Here is a 15,415-nt window from a genome sequence, read left to right on the forward strand (position 1 = left end):
GGGGCCCCGGCGGCGCCGGCGCGCAGGGCCCGCCCGTCAGGAGGAGACGGACGTCGCGTTCGTGGGGGCCGCCCGAGGTGCGGAGGGAGCCGTGGCGGCCCGAGGCACGGTGGAGCGCCACAGGCGGCGGCAGGCCGAGAGGGCCGCGGTGACCAGCAGGCCGTTGCGCAGGAGCAGCAGCGTGATGCCGTACCCGTCGCTCACCACCACGTGGGAGAAGCCGAGCGGGAACTCCAGCACCGTCACGAACGAGGCCGCCACCACCATGAGCACGGGCGCCCCCATCGGGCTCGCGCGCAGGCACAGGCACACCGCGGCCAGCCCGACCAGCCACACCAGGTACTGGGGGCTGATCACCCTGCTGGTGACCGTGAACAGCAGCACCGCCGTGAAGGCCGCGTCCGCGAGCGTGTGCGGGGCGCTCCGCCTGGCACGCAGCCGCCACAGCAGCAGCCAGCCGAAGGCGAGCCCGGTCAGCGCCAGCGCGGCGGTGCTGACCAGCCCGACGTACGGGCCGAGGAACTCGATCGATCCGTAGTTCAGCAGCACCTCGCCCCGCCAGCCGAAGTGCCGGGCCACATGGAAGACCAGCGCGCCCACCGACTCCACCTCGGTGCCGCGTTCCCGCTGGAAGGTGAGGAAGGCGAACGAACCCGGCATGGACACCGCGAACAGCGCCGCGAGCCCGGCCGTGGTCACCACCCCCGCCCACCACGCCCGGCGCCGGAAGGAACCCGCCAGCAGCAGCGCCGGCCACACCTTCAGCAGTGCCCCGACCCCGGCCAGCGCCCCCAGCACCCGCGGATGCCGCGTCCCCGCGAGCAGCGCGGCCACGGCCACCGCGGTCACCATCACGTCGTAGCGGGCGTACACCGTCGGGCCGAGCAGGGCCGGGCCCACCGTCCACACCCAGGCGCCGCGCGCCGACCCGCCGGGTCGCCGGCCCGCGCGGCGCAGCAGCGCCAGCACCGCCAGGTCGGCGAGGAAGGCCAGGACGTAGAAGGCGTGCGGGTAGTCGAGGAACGGCAGGAGGCCGGGGGAGAGGATCGCGAGCGCGGCGACCGGCGGGTACTGCCAGGTCACGTCGTCCAGCGGAAACGTGCCCTGGCGCAGTACCTCGTACCAGCCCTGGTAGATCACCGACACGTCGGAGGTGACGTCCGGACCGGGGAAGGCGAACACCCGGAACACGAAGAGCAGCAGCGCCACGCGGGTCACGCACCAGGTCGCGAGCAGCCACGCCCGGGACCGCCCGGGGCCCTTCGTCTCCACGTGATCCCCTGCCGTTCGATGACCGCGTCGCGGAACTCATGATGTCCTGCCCGGCTGTGCACCCGCAGGCGGACCCGGCCGGGCGGGGCACCGGACGGCCGATTGGGTAGGGTCGGCGGCGATGCACAAGACGCTCGTCGTGACCAACGACTTCCCGCCCCGTCCCGGCGGCATCCAGGCCTTCCTGCACAACATGGCGCTGCGGCTGGACCCCGACCGGCTGGTCGTCCACGCCTCCACCTGGAAGCGCACCCCGGAGGGTGTCCGGGCCACGGCCGACTTCGACGCCGAGCAGCCGTTCACCGTCGTACGCGACCGTACGACCATGCTGCTGCCCACACCGGGGGCGACCCGACGGGCGGTCGCCCTGCTGCGCGAGCACGGCTGCACCTCGGTGTGGTTCGGGGCGGCGGCACCGCTCGGCCTGATGGCGCCCGCGCTGCGCAGGGCCGGCGCCGAGCGGCTGGTCGCCACGACGCACGGGCACGAGGCCGGCTGGGCCCAGCTGCCCGCCGCCCGGCAGCTGCTGCGCCGGATCGGCGAGTCCACGGACACGATCACCTACCTCGGCGAGTACACCCGCTCCCGCATCGCCACGGCCCTGAGCCCCGGGGCGGCGGGGCGGATGGTCCAGCTGCCGCCGGGGGTCGACGAGAAGGTCTTCCACCCCGGCTCCGGAGGCGAGGAGGTGCGCGAGCGGCTCGGCCTCACCGACCGGCCGGTCGTCGTCTGCGTCTCCCGTCTGGTGCCGCGCAAGGGCCAGGACACCCTCATCCGGGCCATGCCCCGGATCCTGGCCGCCGAGCCGGACGCCGTGCTCCTGATCGTCGGCGGCGGCCCCTACGAACAGGACCTGCGCCGCCTGGCCCGCGAGAGAGGCGTCGACTCCTCGGTCCGCTTCACCGGCGCCGTCCCCTGGTCCGAGCTGCCCGCCCACTACGGCGCCGGCGACGTCTTCGCCATGCCCTGCCGCACCCGCCGCGGCGGCCTGGACGTGGAGGGCCTCGGCATCGTCTACCTGGAGGCGTCGGCCACGGGGCTGCCGGTCGTCGCGGGCGACTCGGGCGGTGCGCCGGACGCGGTCCTGGACGGCGAGACGGGCTGGGTCGTGCGGGGCGGCTCCGCCGAAGAGGCCGCCGACCGCATCGTGCCCCTCCTGGCCGACCCCGACCTGCGCCGCAGGATGGGCGAGCGAGGCCGCCAGTGGGTCGAAGAACGCTGGCGCTGGGACCTGCTGGCGGAGCGGCTCAAAGACTTGCTGTAGCGCAGCGAACCTAAAGGGGCGCGGGGCTGTATCGATATGCGGCTCCGCCACCACCCGCTGGGCGGCTGCGTCCTCGGGAAGGCGACCGACGACTACGGCCGGGTGAAGGGGTACTCGAGGCTCTACGTCACCGACGGCTCGCTCGTGCCCGGCTCGATCGGCGTGAACCCCTTCGTCACCATCACCGCGCTCGCCGAACGCACGATGGCGCGGGTCCTCGCCGAGGACACCGCGCCATGACGCACGTTCAACTCTCCGCGCGGGCGGACTACTTCGCGTAGATCGCCTCGATGTCGTCCGCGTAGTCCTTCGCCACCACGTTCCGCTTGAGCTTCAGCGACGGGGTGAGGTGGCCCGACTCCTCCGAGAACTGGGAGGACAGAATGCGGAACTTCCGCACCGATTCCGCCTTCGACACCGCGGCGTTGCCGTCGTCGACGGCCGTCTGGATCGCAGCGTTCAGATCCGGGTCGTCCTTCAGCGACGCCGCGGTGGAACCCGCCGGCTTGCCGTGCTCGGCCGCCCAACGGCCCAGGAACTCCTCGTCGATGGTGACCAACGCGCCCACGAACGGCCGCCCGTCGCCCACCACCATGCACTCCGCGACCAGCGCGTGCGCACGGATCCGGTCCTCGATCACCGCCGGGGCCACGTTCTTGCCGCCCGCCGTGACGATGATCTCCTTCTTCCGGCCGGTGATCCGCAGGTAGCCGTCCTCGTCGAGGGTGCCGATGTCACCGGTGTGGAACCAGCCGTCGGCCAGCGCCTCCGCGGTCGCGGCCGGGTTGTTCCAGTACTCCTTGAACAGGTGTTCGCCGTGCAGCAGCACCTCGCCGTCGTCCGCTATCCGGATCACCGAACCGGGCAGCGGCTGGCCGACCGTGCCGATCTTCTGCCGGTCCCACGGGTTGAACGCGGTCGCCGCGCAGGACTCGGTCAGGCCGTAGCCCTCCAGCACCGTGAAGCCGATGCCCCGGTAGAAGTGGCCGAGCCGCTCGCCCAGCGGGGCACCGCCGGAGATGGCGTACTCACCCCGGCCGCCGAGGACGGCGCGCAGCTTGCTGTAGACCAGCTTGTCGAAGACCTTGTGCTTGATCTTCAGCGCCAGGGGCGGGCCCGACGGGGTGTCCAGCGCCTTGCTGTACGCGATCGCGGTGTCCGCCGCCTTGTCGAAGATCGCGCCCTTGCCGTCCGCCTGCGCCTTGGCCCGCGCGGTGTTGTAGACCTTCTCGAAGACGCGCGGCACACCGAGGATCAGCGTCGGCCGGAAGGCGGCCAGTTCGTCGGTGAGGTTCTTGACGTCCGGGACACAGCCGAGCTTGATCGGGGCCATCATCGGCGCGATCTGCACGAGCCGCCCGAAGACGTGTGCGAGCGGGAGGAAGAGGAGCACGGAGCATTCGCCGGTGCGGAACAGCGGCCGCAGTCGCTCGACGATGTTGCCGCACTCGGCGAAGAAGCTGCGGTGGCTGAGCACACAGCCCTTGGGACGGCCGGTCGTACCGCTCGTGTAGACGATCGTCGCCGCGTCGTCGGCCTTGGCGAGCGAGCCGCGCTCCTCCACGGTCGCGTCCGAGACGTCCTGGCCGAGCCGGCCCAGCTCCTCCAGGCCGCCGGCCTCGATCTGCCAGACGTGCTTGAGCGCGGGCAGCGTCTCGCGCACCGCGTCCACGGCGGCCGCGTGGGTGTCCAGCTCCACGACGCACGCGGTCGCGCCCGAGTCGGACAGGATCCACTGGACCTGCTCCGGCGAGCTGGTCTCGTACACCGGCACGGTGACGGCGCCCGCGCACCAGATGGCGAAGTCCAGCAGCGTCCACTCGTAGCGGGTGCGGGACATCAGGCCGATCCGGTCGCCCGGCTGCACACCGGCGGCGATCAGACCCTTGGCGGCGGTGTGCACCTCGGCCAGGAACTGCCGGGCCGTGACGTCCTGCCAGGCGCCTCCGACCTTGCGGGCGATGACGGCGACGTCGGGGTGCTGCGCGGCGTTTCTGCGGACGATGTCGGTCAGATTTCCGTCGGCAGGGACCTCGTACAAAGCCGGAAGGCTGAACTCGCGCAAGACTGCTGCTCCTCATAGGGCGCCGGCGCCACGACACTGTGTGATGCGACGGTGCGGTCCAAGGCTCGGGCAAGTGCTCCGGGGTCCACATGTGAAATGCGCATGTTGAAAACCAGAGCACGACTGGACGGCCCGGACGTTACCCGTCGGTATGGCTTCTGGGACAGGGGGTCCCGGCGAGATGTTCGCTGCGTCACACAGGTTGGCGTTCTTCGCGCACAGTAGTCCACCCCTTGACCGACCGGCCAGTAACCCCAGGTCGGTCCGCCACTGTTCACGCACACCGCACAGGCCTACCCTTCATCACCATGGCATCTACACCCATCGACGGCCGCAGGACCCGGGTCCACGTGGTCAGCGACGTGCACGGAAACGCCCGCGACCTGGCCCGGGCCGGCGAGGGTGCGGATGCCCTGATCTGCCTCGGTGACCTCGTTCTCTTCCTCGACTACGCCGACCACTCGCGCGGCATTTTCCCCGATCTGTTCGGCAAGGACAACGCCGACCGCATCGTCGAGCTGCGCACCGCCCGCCGGTTCGAGGAGGCGCGCGCGTTCGGTGCCCGGCTGTGGGCGGGCATCGGCACCGACCGGCGCTCCGCCATCGAGGGGGCGGTGCGCCGGCAGTACGCCGAGCTGTTCGCCGCGTTCCCGACACCGACGTACGCCACGTACGGCAATGTCGACATGCCGCCCCTGTGGCGCGAGTACGCCGGACCCGGCACCACCGTCCTGGACGGCGAGCGGGTCGAGATCGCCGGCTGGACCTTCGGCTTCGTGGGCGGGGGCCTGCGTACGGCGATGCGGACGCCGTACGAGATCGACGACGAGGAGTACGCGGCGAAGATCGAGGCCGTCGGCGAGGTCGACGTGCTGTGCACCCACATCCCGCCGGAGGTCCCGGAACTCGTCTACGACACCGTCGCGCGCCGTTTCGAGCGGGGCAGCCGCGCCCTGCTGGACGCGATCCGCCGCACCAGGCCCCGGTATTCACTGTTCGGGCACGTCCACCAGCCGCTGGCCGCACGGATGCGGATCGGCGCCACCGAGTGCGTGAACGTGGGGCACTTCGCCGGTACGGGCAAGCCGTGGGCGCTCGAATGGTGAGTACGCGCGGCGGGGACGCGACGGTGTGGAAGAGGCCGGTGGAGAGAGCGGGGGAGGGACCGGGGGAGACGGGGTGAAGGCGGCAGGTCGGTGGCGCGGTAGCCTTCACGCTGCACACTCTTAGGTCCGCGTCTGGAGGAGCCACGGCGATGGCGGAACACACCAGTTCGAGCATCACGATCGAGGCGGCTCCGGCCGACGTCATGGCGGTGATCGCCGACTTCGCGCGCTACCCGGACTGGACCGGCGAGGTCAAGGAGGCCGAGGTCCTCAAGACCGACGGCCAGGGCCGCGCCGAGCAGGTCCGCCTCGTCATGGACGCCGGGGCCATCAAGGACGACCAGACCCTCGGCTACACCTGGACCGGGGACAACGAGGTGTCCTGGACGCTGGTGAAGTCCCAGATGCTGCGCTCCCTCGACGGCTCCTACATCCTGAAGCCGGCCGGCGCGGACACCACCGAGGTCACCTACCGGCTCACCGTCGACGTCAAGATCCCCATGCTGGGCATGATCAAGCGCAAGGCCGAGAAGGTCATCATCGACCGCGCTCTGGCCGGCCTGAAGAAGAGGGTGGAGTCGGGGCAGTAGGCCCTGCTCCCCGGTGCGCGTGACTCCGTTACCGTTCAGCCTCATGCGCACCATCCTGATCACGGGCCCCGGCGGCAGCGGTCGTACGACGGTGGCCGCCGCCACGGCGGTCGAAGCAGCCCGCGAGGGCACCCGCACGCTTTTGCTGAGTGCCGACCGTACGGACACCGTGGGTGCGGCGCTGGGCGGTGCGACGGGCGCGAAGCCGAGGGAATTCGGCGAGCGGCTGAGCGTCTGGCGACCGGACGCGGCCCGGCGGTTCCGGGACGATCTCACCGCCTTCCAGGACCGTGCGGCGAACGTCCTGGACCTGCTGGGCGCCGCACGACTGGACGGTGAGGAAGTCACCCCGCTGCCCGGAGCCGAGGAACTGTCCTTCCTGCGCGCCCTGCGGGACGCCGCGCTGTCGGAGCGCTACGACCTGCTCGTCGTGGACCTCCCGCCCCTCCCGGGCGCCCTCGCCCTGCTCGCCCTCCCCGAGGAACTGCGCCGCTATCTGCGCCGACTGCTCCCGCCCGAGCGGCAGGCGGCCCGCGCGCTGCGCCCCGTCCTCGGCCGGCTGGCCGGTGTCCCCATGCCCGCCGAGTGGCTGTACGAGACCGCGTCCCGCTGGGACGTCGAGCTGGCCGCCGTCGAGGCAGTCCTCACCGACCGGCACACCGCCGTACGCCTGGTCGCCGAACCCGGCCCGGCCGGCGTCGACGCCGTGCGCACCGCGACCCTCGGCCTCGCCCTGCGCGGCCTGCGCACCGAGGCCCTCGTCGCCAACCGGGTGCTGCCCGAGACCGTGCCCGACCCCTGGCTCGCGGGCCTGGTCGCCCAGCAGCGCAAGGCCCTGGCCGAGTGGGCCGGGACCCACCGTGTGCACACCGTCGCGCACCTCGGCCGCGACCCCCACGGCATCGACGACCTGGAGGCGCTCGCCGTCCCCGGCGTCAACGCCGGGCCCGCCCCGGTCGAGTGGCCCGTCACCGACCGGCTCGTGGACGACGGCCACCTGGTCTGGCACATCCCGCTGCCCGGCGCGATACGGGACGACCTCGATCTGGTCCGGCGCGGCGACGAACTGGTGATCACCGCCGGCCCCTTCCGCCGGATCGTGCCGCTCCCGTCCGCCCTGCGCCGCTGCACCGTCGCCGGTGCCGGGCTGCGGGAGGGCGAACTGCGGATCCGGTTCGCCCCGGACCCCGCGCTGTGGCCCGCCGGGCGGTGATCCGGCTACCCCCGTTCGGGTAACGTCGAAGGTGCGAACCGTAGTCAGGAGTCCGCCATGAGCGAAGAGCGCCCCGTACCCGACCCCGACGACGAGGTGGCGGTCCCCCCTGCCGGAGCGGAGTCGGACACCTGGGGGAAGGCGACCGACGCCGATGCCTGGGCCACGGCCTGCGCCGAGGACCTCGCCGCCGAGCAGGCCCGCCGCCGCGCCGAGTACGGCTCACCCCCCGGCTCGGCCGCCGAGGAACTGAAGAAGCTCGTGGACACGGTGGCCGACAAGCTGTCCGGCCTCCAGTCCCCGCTGCTCGGAGCCGTCGCAGGACCCGCCGCCCAGCAGGTGGTGCGCCAGGTCGTCCAGCAGGCGAAGGCCGCCGTCGAGCCCGTCATAGAACGCAACCCCGACGTCTTCGACCACCTCGCCGCCGCCGGCAACGAACTGCTCGCCGCCTACCGCTCCGCCGTCGAGGCCCACGAGCACCGCTGGACCGCCGGTCCCACCCGGCCGAAGGACGCCGGCGACGACCGGCCCGGCCCCCGCCGAGATCCGGGCGAGGGCACCGGTCCGGGGGAGCGCATCGACCTGGACTGAAGCCGTTGTGCGGCAGGGCCTCGGGTACGGTTGGCCGTAGCGGGGCTCGACCGGAACTGAGGGATTCATGGGACTCACCATCGGCGTCGACATCGGCGGCACGAAGATCGCGGCCGGCGTGGTCGACGAGGAAGGCAACATCCTCTCGACCTTCAAGGTGCCGACCCCGGGCACGCCCGAGGGCATCGTGGACGCCATCGCCTCGGCGGTGGAGGGAGCCCGTGCCGGGCACGAGATCGTCGGCGTGGGCATCGGTGCGGCCGGCTACGTGAACCGGCAGCGCTCGACCGTCTACTTCGCGCCCAACATCGACTGGCGCAACGAGCCGCTGAAGGAGAAGGTCGAGGCCCGCGTGGGCCTCCCCGTCGTGGTCGAGAACGACGCCAACGCGGCCGCCTGGGGCGAGTACAAGTTCGGCGCGGGCAAGGGCCACCGCAACGTCATCTGCATCACGCTCGGCACCGGCCTCGGCGGCGGCATCATCATCGGCAACAAGCTGCGCCGCGGACACTTCGGAGTGGCCGCCGAGTTCGGCCACATCCGCATGGTCCCGGACGGCCTGCTGTGCGGCTGCGGCTCGCAGGGCTGCTGGGAGCAGTACGCCTCCGGCCGGGCCCTGGTCCGCTACGCCAAGCAGCGCGCCAAGGCCACCCCCGAGATCGCCGAACTGCTGCTGTCCCTGGGCGACGGCACCCCCGAGGGCATCGAGGGCAAGCACATCTCCATGGCCGCCCGCCAGGGCGACCCGGTCGCCGTCGACTCCTACCGCGAGCTGGCCCGTTGGGCCGGCGCCGGCCTCGCCGACCTGGCCTCCCTCTTCGACCCCTCCGCCTTCATCGTCGGCGGCGGCCTTTCCGACGAGGGCGAACTGGTCCTCGACCCCATCCGCAAGTCCTACAAGCGCTGGCTGGTGGGCGGCAACTGGCGCCCCGTGGCCGAGGTGATCGCGGCCCAACTGGGCAACAAGGCCGGTCTGGTGGGCGCGGCGGACCTGGCGCGGGAGCCGGACCCGATCATGTGACGTCGCCTTCTTGACGAACGGCAACTGCGCCGACCCAAGGGGCGCGGGGCTGTATGACGACGTGGCAGTCGCGCACAGACCCCGCGCCCGACCCCATTGGGCGTACTGTGATCCACATGGAGCTGCTCCCCAACTCCCGTACAGAGCCGGACGGTTCCGCCGTCCTGCGCGTCCTGAGCTACAACATCCGCTCGATGCGCGACGACCCCGCCGCCCTCGCCAGAGTGATCACCGCCTGCTCCCCGGACCTGGTCCTGGTCCAGGAAGCCCCCCGTTTCTTCCGCTGGCGCAAGAAACTCGCCCGCCTCGCGGCCGCCTCCGGCATGGTCATCCTCACCGGAGGCGCCACGGCGGCAGGACCGGCGATCCTGTGCTCCCTGCGAGCCACGGTCGAGCGCACGGAGGACGTACTCCTCCCGCTCACCCCCGGCCTGCACCGGCGCGGCTTCGCCACCGCCGTCGTACGTTTCGGCAGGGTCCGCGTGGGCGCGCTCAGCTGCCATCTGTCGCTGCGGAAGGACGAGCGTCACGACCAGGCCGGAATGCTCCTCGACCGCCTCGCCGGCATGGGCGTGGAGCATGCCGTCGCCGGCGGCGACCTCAACGAGCGCCCCGACGGCCCCTCGTTCCGTCTCCTCGCCGACGCACTCCAGGACTGCCGGGCCACGGCCCCCTGGGGCGGCGAACAGACCTCCACGCCCGCCGACCCGCACCAGCGCATCGACGCCGTCTTCGCCACCAAGGGCATCGAGGTCCTCGGCTGCGGCGTGCCCCTGGACCAGCCCGGGATCACCCAGGCAGACCTGAGGGCGGCCACGGACCATCTGCCGGTCCTGGCCGCCCTCAGAGTGCCCGCGAGCTAGAGCGGCTCAGACGACCGCCCCGCGCCCGGGGTCGCCGTCCTCGTCGTCCGTCCGCATCCGCGCCACCAGCGTCACGAACCCGCCGAGGAACCCGCCGATGCCGAGGGTCGTCAGCCACCAGGTCATCTGCCAGCCGAGCAGCACCGCCAGCAGAAGCAGGAGCGGCCCGCCGACCACCCCGAGCCAGGCGAACCGGGCGGTGGTGTCGGTGGACGGCAGCGGGGGCGGCTCGGGCGGCACGAAGTGGCCCTCGTCGTCCTCGGCGTCCTCGTCGGAGGCATCGTCGGACGGCTCCGCCACGCTGTAGTCGCGCGGGCCTATGCCGGGCGCGAACGAGACCGAGCTGCCCAGCGGCCGGGCCGGCCGTGGTTCCTCGGAGCTGTCGGTGCCCTCGCCGGGGGTCTCCTTCTCGAGCAGCGCGAGATCCTCGACCGCCCGGAACGGCCGGGCACCCGGCGGATCCGGCGGCTCGTCGCCGTACCCGTCGACGATCGCCTTCCAGGCGGCGTCCTCGTCGAAGGGCACCTCGTGGTCGTCCGGCTCGCGGTCCTCGCGGTCGGAGTCGTGCTCAGCCAACTGCGGCCGTCCCTTCCTTGCCGAGAGTGGGTGCGACCCGGCCGATGAAGGCGAGGCTCTCCTCGAAGATCCGGTCCGCATCGTGGTCCAACGTCGCGACGTGGTAACTCTGTTCCAGCACGCTCTCGGTCACGTCCGTGGACGACACCCGGCTCAGCACGCGGGCCGAGTCGGCCGCCGGGACCACATGGTCCTGCGCGCTGCGCAGCAGCAGCAACGGCTGGGTGACCTGGGGCAGCTCGCCGTCCAGCCGGCGCAGGAAGTGCCGCAGGGAGTGCGCCGCGTGCAGCGGCACCCGGTCGTAGCCCAGCTCCGCCGCGCCGCCCTTGGCGATGTCGCTGGCGATGCCCTTCGTCGTCCGTACGAGGTGCCGGGCCACCGGAAGGGCGTACGCCGACAGGCCGTGCACCCGGTTCGCCGGGTTGACGACCACCACACCGGCGACCTTCTCCCCGTGCACGGCCGCCAGCCGCAGGGCCAGCGCCCCGCCCATCGACAGGCCTCCCACGAACACCCTGGAACAGCGGTCGGAGAGCAGCCGCAGGGCGCGGTCCACCTCCGCGTACCAGTCATGCCAGCCCGTGACCTGCATGTCCTCCCAGCGGGTGCCATGTCCGGGCAGCAGAGGAAGCGACACGGTCAGGTCGTGCGCCGCGTGGTGCTCCGCCCAGGGGCGCAGCGACTGGGGCGAGCCGGTGAAGCCGTGACAGAGGAGGACACCCACCTCCCCGCCCTTGTGGCGGTACGGCTCGGCTCCGGGAAGAACCGGCACCTTCGGGTCTCCTGTTCCTGAGAGAGGCGTGAAGAACTGGCGGATGTGCTTCACCGTACGCGACCGCACTGACACCGACCAGGGTCGTCGGGGTCATTGACGGCGGTCCGGGTTAAGGTCTGAACGACGGAAACGGGAGGCACGCGGGTGTTGTACGGCACGATGAAGGTCGCCATCGGAGGGCCGCTGAAGGTCGCCTTCAGGCCCTGGGTGGAGGGGCTGGAGAACATTCCGGCCGAGGGTGCCGCCATCCTGGCGAGCAATCATCTGTCGTTCTCGGACTCGTTCTTCCTGCCCGCGGTCCTCGACCGCAAGGTCACCTTCATCGCGAAGGCCGAGTACTTCACCACCCCCGGTGTGAAGGGCCGTCTCACCGCGGCCTTCTTCAAGGGCGTCGGCCAGCTTCCGGTGGACCGTTCCGGGGCGCGCGGCGCCGGCGAGGCGGCGGTGAAGAGCGGCATAGAGGTGCTGGAGCGCGGTGAGCTCTTCGGCATCTACCCGGAGGGCACCCGCTCGCCCGACGGCCGCCTCTACCGGGGCAAGCCCGGCGGCCTCGCGCGCGTGGCGCTCGCCACCGGCGCGCCGGTCATCCCGGTCGCGATGATCGACACCGAGAAGATCCAGCCGCCCGGCAAGGTGGTGCCGAAGCTGATGCGGCCCGGCATCCGGATCGGCAAGCCGCTCGACTTCAGCCGCTACCACGGCATGGAGCACGACCGGTTCGTGCTGCGAGCGGTGACCGACGAGGTCATGTACGAGATCATGAAGCTCTCCGGCCAGGAGTACGTCGACATCTACGCGACCGCCGCCAAGCGGCAGATCGCGGAGGCGGCCAAGGCGGCGAAGGCCGCCAAGAACGCCAAGGAAGCAGAGAAGGCCGGGAACACCGAGAACACCGAGAACACCGAGAACACCGAGAAGACCGAGAAGACCGAGTAGCGGCAGGCGGACGCCCAGCGGGGGAGTCCGGGGGATCGGGGGGCGGTCGTGGCCAGGCGCGAGCGGGTCATGCGGATGTCGGTCGAGCTGCCGCTGTGGCGTGCGCTCGCCGGATACCGCGTCCTGACGATGCTGTACGCCATCGGCCTGTGCGCCACCGCGTACTCCCACTTCGCACGCCCCGAGGTCGCGGTCGCCTACTACGCGGTCCTGGCCGTGTGGACGCTGGCCACCCTGCCCCGGGTGGCGAACGAGGCGAGCTGCACCAAGCGCTTCCTGGCCGCCGACCTCACCCTCGCCCTCACCGGCATCCTGCTCACCCCGCTCGCCGACAACCACGAGCGGATCGCGAGCGGCGGCCCGACCCTGCCGTCCATATGGACCGCCGGCTCGGTGCTGGCCTTCGCCCTCAAGGGCGGCTGGCGCTGGGCCGCCTTCGCGTCCACGGCGGTCGCCGCCGTCAACCTGGTCGAGCGCGGCCACCCCGCCCGCGACACCGTGCACAACGTGATCCTGGTCTGGGTGGCCGCCATCGCGATCGGCTACGTCGTGGAGGTCGCCCGCGCCTCCGAGCGCACCCTCGCCCGTGCCCTGGAGATCGAGGCCGCGACCCGTGAGCGGGAGCGGCTGGCCCGCGACATCCACGACGGCGTGCTCCAGGTGCTGGCGATGGTGCAGCGGCGCGGCGCGGTCATCGGCGGCGAGGCGGCCGAGCTGGGCCGGCTCGCCGGGGAGCAGGAGGTGGCCCTGCGCACGCTGGTCTCCGGCGGCCTGCTGCCGGTCTCCCGGGTCTCGCAGGACGCGGCCGACGGGGCGGTCGTCCACGTCGTCGAGGAACCGGACGACGACGGCCCCGTCGACCTGCGCTCCCTGCTCGCCCCCTACGCCGGCGCCCGGGTCAGCCTCGCCGAGCCCGGCGCCCCGGTGCCGCTGCCCCCGGCCGCGGCACGCGAGCTGGCCGCGGCGGTCGGGGCCGCCCTGGACAATGTGCGCGAACACGCCGGAGCGCAGGCCAGGGTCTGGATCCTGGTCGAGGACGAGCCCGACGAGATCGTCGTCACCGTCCGCGACGACGGCCCCGGCATCCCCGAGGGCCGGCTCGCCCAGGCCGAGCGCGAGGGACGGCTCGGTGTGGCCCAGTCGATCCGGGGGCGGCTGCGCGACCTGGGCGGCAGCGCCGAGCTGATCTCCGTCCCGGGGCAGGGCACGGAAGTGGAACTGAAGGTACCGAAGGGCGCCCGCCGGGCGCGGGGGAAGGCGGAGAAGCGATGACGCAGCGGCAGGACCCGATCAAGGTCATGGTGGTCGACGACCATCCCATGTGGCGCGACGCGGTCGCCCGGGACCTGGCCGAGTCCGGCTTCGAGGTGGTCGCCACCGCGGGGGACGGCGAACAGGCGGTCCGCCGCGCCAGGGCCACCGCCCCCGACGTCCTCGTCCTGGACCTCAACCTGCCCCTCAAGCCCGGCGTCCAGGTGTGCAGGGAACTGGTCGGCCACAACCCGGCGTTGCGCGTCCTCGTGCTGTCCGCGAGCGGTGAGCACGCCGACGTCCTGGAGGCGGTGAAGTCCGGCGCGACCGGCTATCTGCTGAAGTCGGCCTCCACCGAGGAACTCCTGGAAGCCGTGCGCCGCACCGCCGTCGGCGACCCGGTGTTCACCCCCGGACTCGCCGGCCTGGTCCTCGGCGAGTACCGGCGCCTGGCCACCGAGCCCGTCCCCGCCCCCGACACCGACCGGCCGGACGCGCCCCGGCTCACCGAACGGGAGACCGAGGTGCTGCGCCTGGTCGCCAAGGGCCTGAGCTACAAGCAGATCGCCGAACGCCTCGTCATCTCCCACCGCACGGTGCAGAACCACGTCCAGAACACCCTCGGCAAGCTCCAGCTGCACAACAGGGTCGAGCTGGTGCGGTACGCGATCGAGCGCGGCCTCGACGACGAGTGACACCCGGGCGGGGAGCACCGGGACGACTGGCACCGCGGAGTGGAACGACCGCCCGTACGGCACTCGCCGGAATCACCCTTCCCGCCTATCGCTGTGTGACGCGAATCACCATTACCGTGACTGAGCGTCAGGCAACCGCGGCGAAGGGATATTTCCATGCGGGTCGGAGTACTGACCGGAGGCGGCGACTGCCCCGGGCTCAACGCCGTCATCCGGGGCATCGTCCGCAAGGGCGTCCAGGAGTACGGCTACGACTTCGTCGGCTTCCGGGACGGCTGGCGCGGTCCCCTCGAGGGTGACACCGTGCGTCTCGACATCCCCGCGGTGCGCGGCATTCTGCCCCGCGGCGGCACCATTCTCGGATCCTCGCGGACCAACCCCCTCAAGGTGGAGGGCGGCATCCGCCGGATCAAGGACAACCTGGCCAAGGAGGAGGTCGAGGCGCTCGTCGCGATCGGCGGCGAGGACACCCTGGGCGTGGCCGCCCGGCTGTCCGACGAGTACGGCGTGCCCTGCGTCGGCGTGCCCAAGACCATCGACAACGACCTGTCCGCGACCGACTACACCTTCGGCTTCGACACCGCCGTCGGCATCGCCACCGAGGCCATCGACCGGCTGCACACCACCGCCGAGTCCCACATGCGGGTCCTCGTCTGCGAGGTGATGGGCCGCCACGCCGGCTGGATCGCCCTGCACTCGGGCCTCGCCGGCGGCGCCAACGTCATCCTCATCCCCGAGCAGCGCTTCGACCTCGACCAGGTGTGCGCCTGGATCACCTCCCGCTTCAAGGCGTCGTACGCCCCGATCGTCGTCGTCGCCGAGGGCGCCATGCCGAAGGACGGCGAGGCGGTCCTCAAGGACCAGTCGCTCGACTCCTTCGGGCACGTGCGCCTCTCCGGCGTCGGCGAGTGGCTGGCCAAGGAGATCGAGCGGCGCACCGGCAAGGAGGCCCGCACCACGGTCCTCGGGCACATCCAGCGCGGCGGCACCCCCAGCGCCTTCGACCGCTGGCTCGCCACCCGCTTCGGCCTGCACGCCATCGACTGCGTCCGCGACGGCGACTTCGGCAAGATGGTCGCCCTGCGCGGCACCGACATCGTCCGCGTCCCGATCGCCGAGGCCACCGCCAAGCTGAAGACGGTGGACCCGAAGCTGTACGAGGAGGTCGGGGTGTTCTTCGGCTGACGGCCGCCACGG

15 protein-coding genes and 1 pseudogene are annotated in these 15,415 nt (G+C 72.1%); 12 read left to right on the forward strand and 4 right to left on the reverse strand.

The features are described 5' to 3' along the window. Positions 1–36: 36 nt before the first annotated feature. Entirely contained in the window at positions 37–1,272 is a 1,236-nt protein-coding gene (locus ACWD5D_RS15105) for a glycosyltransferase 87 family protein (protein WP_451373127.1), read from the reverse strand. A 121-nt stretch (positions 1,273–1,393) separates the two neighbouring features. On the opposite strand from ACWD5D_RS15105, the gene ACWD5D_RS15110 reads away from it, so the two are divergent. Both ACWD5D_RS15110 and ACWD5D_RS15115 read left to right on the forward strand, forming a co-directional pair. Beyond that, complete coding sequence (locus ACWD5D_RS15110) at positions 1,394–2,536, forward strand: glycosyltransferase family 4 protein (RefSeq protein WP_451373128.1); 1,143 nt, start codon at positions 1,394–1,396, stop codon at positions 2,534–2,536. Positions 2,537–2,584: 48 nt separating this feature from the next. Further along, positions 2,585–2,776, forward strand: a pseudogene (locus ACWD5D_RS15115) (GMC oxidoreductase); the annotation flags it as partial. Between the two features lie 28 nt (positions 2,777–2,804). Here ACWD5D_RS15115 and ACWD5D_RS15120 read toward each other — a convergent pair. Further along, a complete protein-coding gene (locus tag ACWD5D_RS15120; protein WP_451373129.1) occupies positions 2,805–4,601 on the reverse strand; it encodes an AMP-dependent synthetase/ligase in 1,797 nt (598 codons plus the stop codon). Positions 4,602–4,909: 308 nt separating this feature from the next. Here ACWD5D_RS15120 and ACWD5D_RS15125 point away from each other — a divergent pair, with 308 nt between their 5' ends. From ACWD5D_RS15125 to ACWD5D_RS15150, 6 genes are all read left to right on the forward strand, one after another. After that, positions 4,910–5,707 carry a metallophosphoesterase family protein gene (locus tag ACWD5D_RS15125; RefSeq protein ID WP_451373130.1) on the forward strand — a complete coding sequence of 266 codons (798 nt, stop codon included), beginning with the start codon at positions 4,910–4,912 and terminating at the stop codon, positions 5,705–5,707. Positions 5,708–5,856: 149 nt separating this feature from the next. Beyond that, positions 5,857–6,297: an SRPBCC family protein gene (locus ACWD5D_RS15130; protein WP_451373131.1), complete on the forward strand. Its 441-nt coding sequence runs from the start codon at positions 5,857–5,859 to the stop codon at positions 6,295–6,297. A gap of 43 nt (positions 6,298–6,340) precedes the next feature. After that, the gene (locus tag ACWD5D_RS15135; RefSeq protein WP_451373132.1) at positions 6,341–7,510 is read left to right on the forward strand and encodes an ArsA family ATPase; all 1,170 of its coding nucleotides are present in this window, start codon (positions 6,341–6,343) and stop codon (positions 7,508–7,510) included. Positions 7,511–7,567: 57 nt separating this feature from the next. Then, entirely contained in the window at positions 7,568–8,101 is a 534-nt protein-coding gene (locus tag ACWD5D_RS15140; RefSeq protein WP_451373133.1) for a DUF5304 domain-containing protein, read from the forward strand. A 67-nt stretch (positions 8,102–8,168) separates the two neighbouring features. Continuing rightward, positions 8,169–9,122 carry an ROK family glucokinase gene (locus tag ACWD5D_RS15145; RefSeq protein WP_451373134.1) on the forward strand — a complete coding sequence of 318 codons (954 nt, stop codon included), beginning with the start codon at positions 8,169–8,171 and terminating at the stop codon, positions 9,120–9,122. Between the two features lie 116 nt (positions 9,123–9,238). After that, on the forward strand, positions 9,239–9,985 hold the full coding sequence (locus tag ACWD5D_RS15150) for an endonuclease/exonuclease/phosphatase family protein (protein WP_451373135.1): 747 nt from the start codon (positions 9,239–9,241) through the stop codon (positions 9,983–9,985). A 6-nt stretch (positions 9,986–9,991) separates the two neighbouring features. Here ACWD5D_RS15150 and ACWD5D_RS15155 read toward each other — a convergent pair whose 3' ends face one another. Together ACWD5D_RS15155 and ACWD5D_RS15160 are read right to left on the reverse strand one after the other, a co-directional pair. Next, the gene (locus tag ACWD5D_RS15155; RefSeq protein WP_451373136.1) at positions 9,992–10,561 is read right to left on the reverse strand and encodes a hypothetical protein; all 570 of its coding nucleotides are present in this window, start codon (positions 10,559–10,561) and stop codon (positions 9,992–9,994) included. Continuing rightward, entirely contained in the window at positions 10,554–11,333 is a 780-nt protein-coding gene (locus tag ACWD5D_RS15160; protein ID WP_451373137.1) for an alpha/beta hydrolase, read from the reverse strand. Before ACWD5D_RS15160 ends, ACWD5D_RS15155 begins: the two co-directional genes overlap by 8 nt. Before the next feature lie 150 nt (positions 11,334–11,483). Here ACWD5D_RS15160 and ACWD5D_RS15165 point away from each other — a divergent pair, with 150 nt between their 5' ends. From ACWD5D_RS15165 to ACWD5D_RS15180, 4 genes are all read left to right on the forward strand, one after another. Further along, positions 11,484–12,272: a lysophospholipid acyltransferase family protein gene (locus ACWD5D_RS15165; RefSeq protein ID WP_451373333.1), complete on the forward strand. Its 789-nt coding sequence runs from the start codon at positions 11,484–11,486 to the stop codon at positions 12,270–12,272. A 48-nt stretch (positions 12,273–12,320) separates the two neighbouring features. Further along, complete coding sequence (gene macS / locus ACWD5D_RS15170; RefSeq protein ID WP_451373138.1) at positions 12,321–13,544, forward strand: MacS family sensor histidine kinase; 1,224 nt, start codon at positions 12,321–12,323, stop codon at positions 13,542–13,544. Then, entirely contained in the window at positions 13,541–14,218 is a 678-nt protein-coding gene (locus tag ACWD5D_RS15175; RefSeq protein WP_451373139.1) for a response regulator, read from the forward strand. Before macS ends, ACWD5D_RS15175 begins: the two co-directional genes overlap by 4 nt. Positions 14,219–14,374: 156 nt before the next feature. Beyond that, positions 14,375–15,403: a 6-phosphofructokinase gene (locus ACWD5D_RS15180; RefSeq protein ID WP_451373140.1), complete on the forward strand. Its 1,029-nt coding sequence runs from the start codon at positions 14,375–14,377 to the stop codon at positions 15,401–15,403. Positions 15,404–15,415: the final 12 nt, after the last annotated feature.

It is taken from the genome of Streptomyces sp. NPDC002520, assembly GCF_053595235.1.

Bases quoted from the DNA above. Each gene is read 5' to 3' on its own strand.
- ACWD5D_RS15150 (WP_451373135.1), top strand. From the start codon at position 9,239: ATGGAGCTGCTCCCCAACTCCCGTACAGAGCCGGACGGTTCCGCCGTC.
- ACWD5D_RS15180 (WP_451373140.1), top strand. From the start codon at position 14,375: ATGCGGGTCGGAGTACTGACCGGAGGCGGCGACTGCCCCGGGCTCAAC.
- ACWD5D_RS15135 (WP_451373132.1), top strand. From the start codon at position 6,341: ATGCGCACCATCCTGATCACGGGCCCCGGCGGCAGCGGTCGTACGACG.
- ACWD5D_RS15145 (WP_451373134.1), top strand. From the start codon at position 8,169: ATGGGACTCACCATCGGCGTCGACATCGGCGGCACGAAGATCGCGGCC.
- ACWD5D_RS15130 (WP_451373131.1), top strand. From the start codon at position 5,857: ATGGCGGAACACACCAGTTCGAGCATCACGATCGAGGCGGCTCCGGCC.
- ACWD5D_RS15140 (WP_451373133.1), top strand. From the start codon at position 7,568: ATGAGCGAAGAGCGCCCCGTACCCGACCCCGACGACGAGGTGGCGGTC.
- ACWD5D_RS15125 (WP_451373130.1), top strand. From the start codon at position 4,910: ATGGCATCTACACCCATCGACGGCCGCAGGACCCGGGTCCACGTGGTC.
- ACWD5D_RS15175 (WP_451373139.1), top strand. From the start codon at position 13,541: ATGACGCAGCGGCAGGACCCGATCAAGGTCATGGTGGTCGACGACCAT.
- ACWD5D_RS15110 (WP_451373128.1), top strand. From the start codon at position 1,394: ATGCACAAGACGCTCGTCGTGACCAACGACTTCCCGCCCCGTCCCGGC.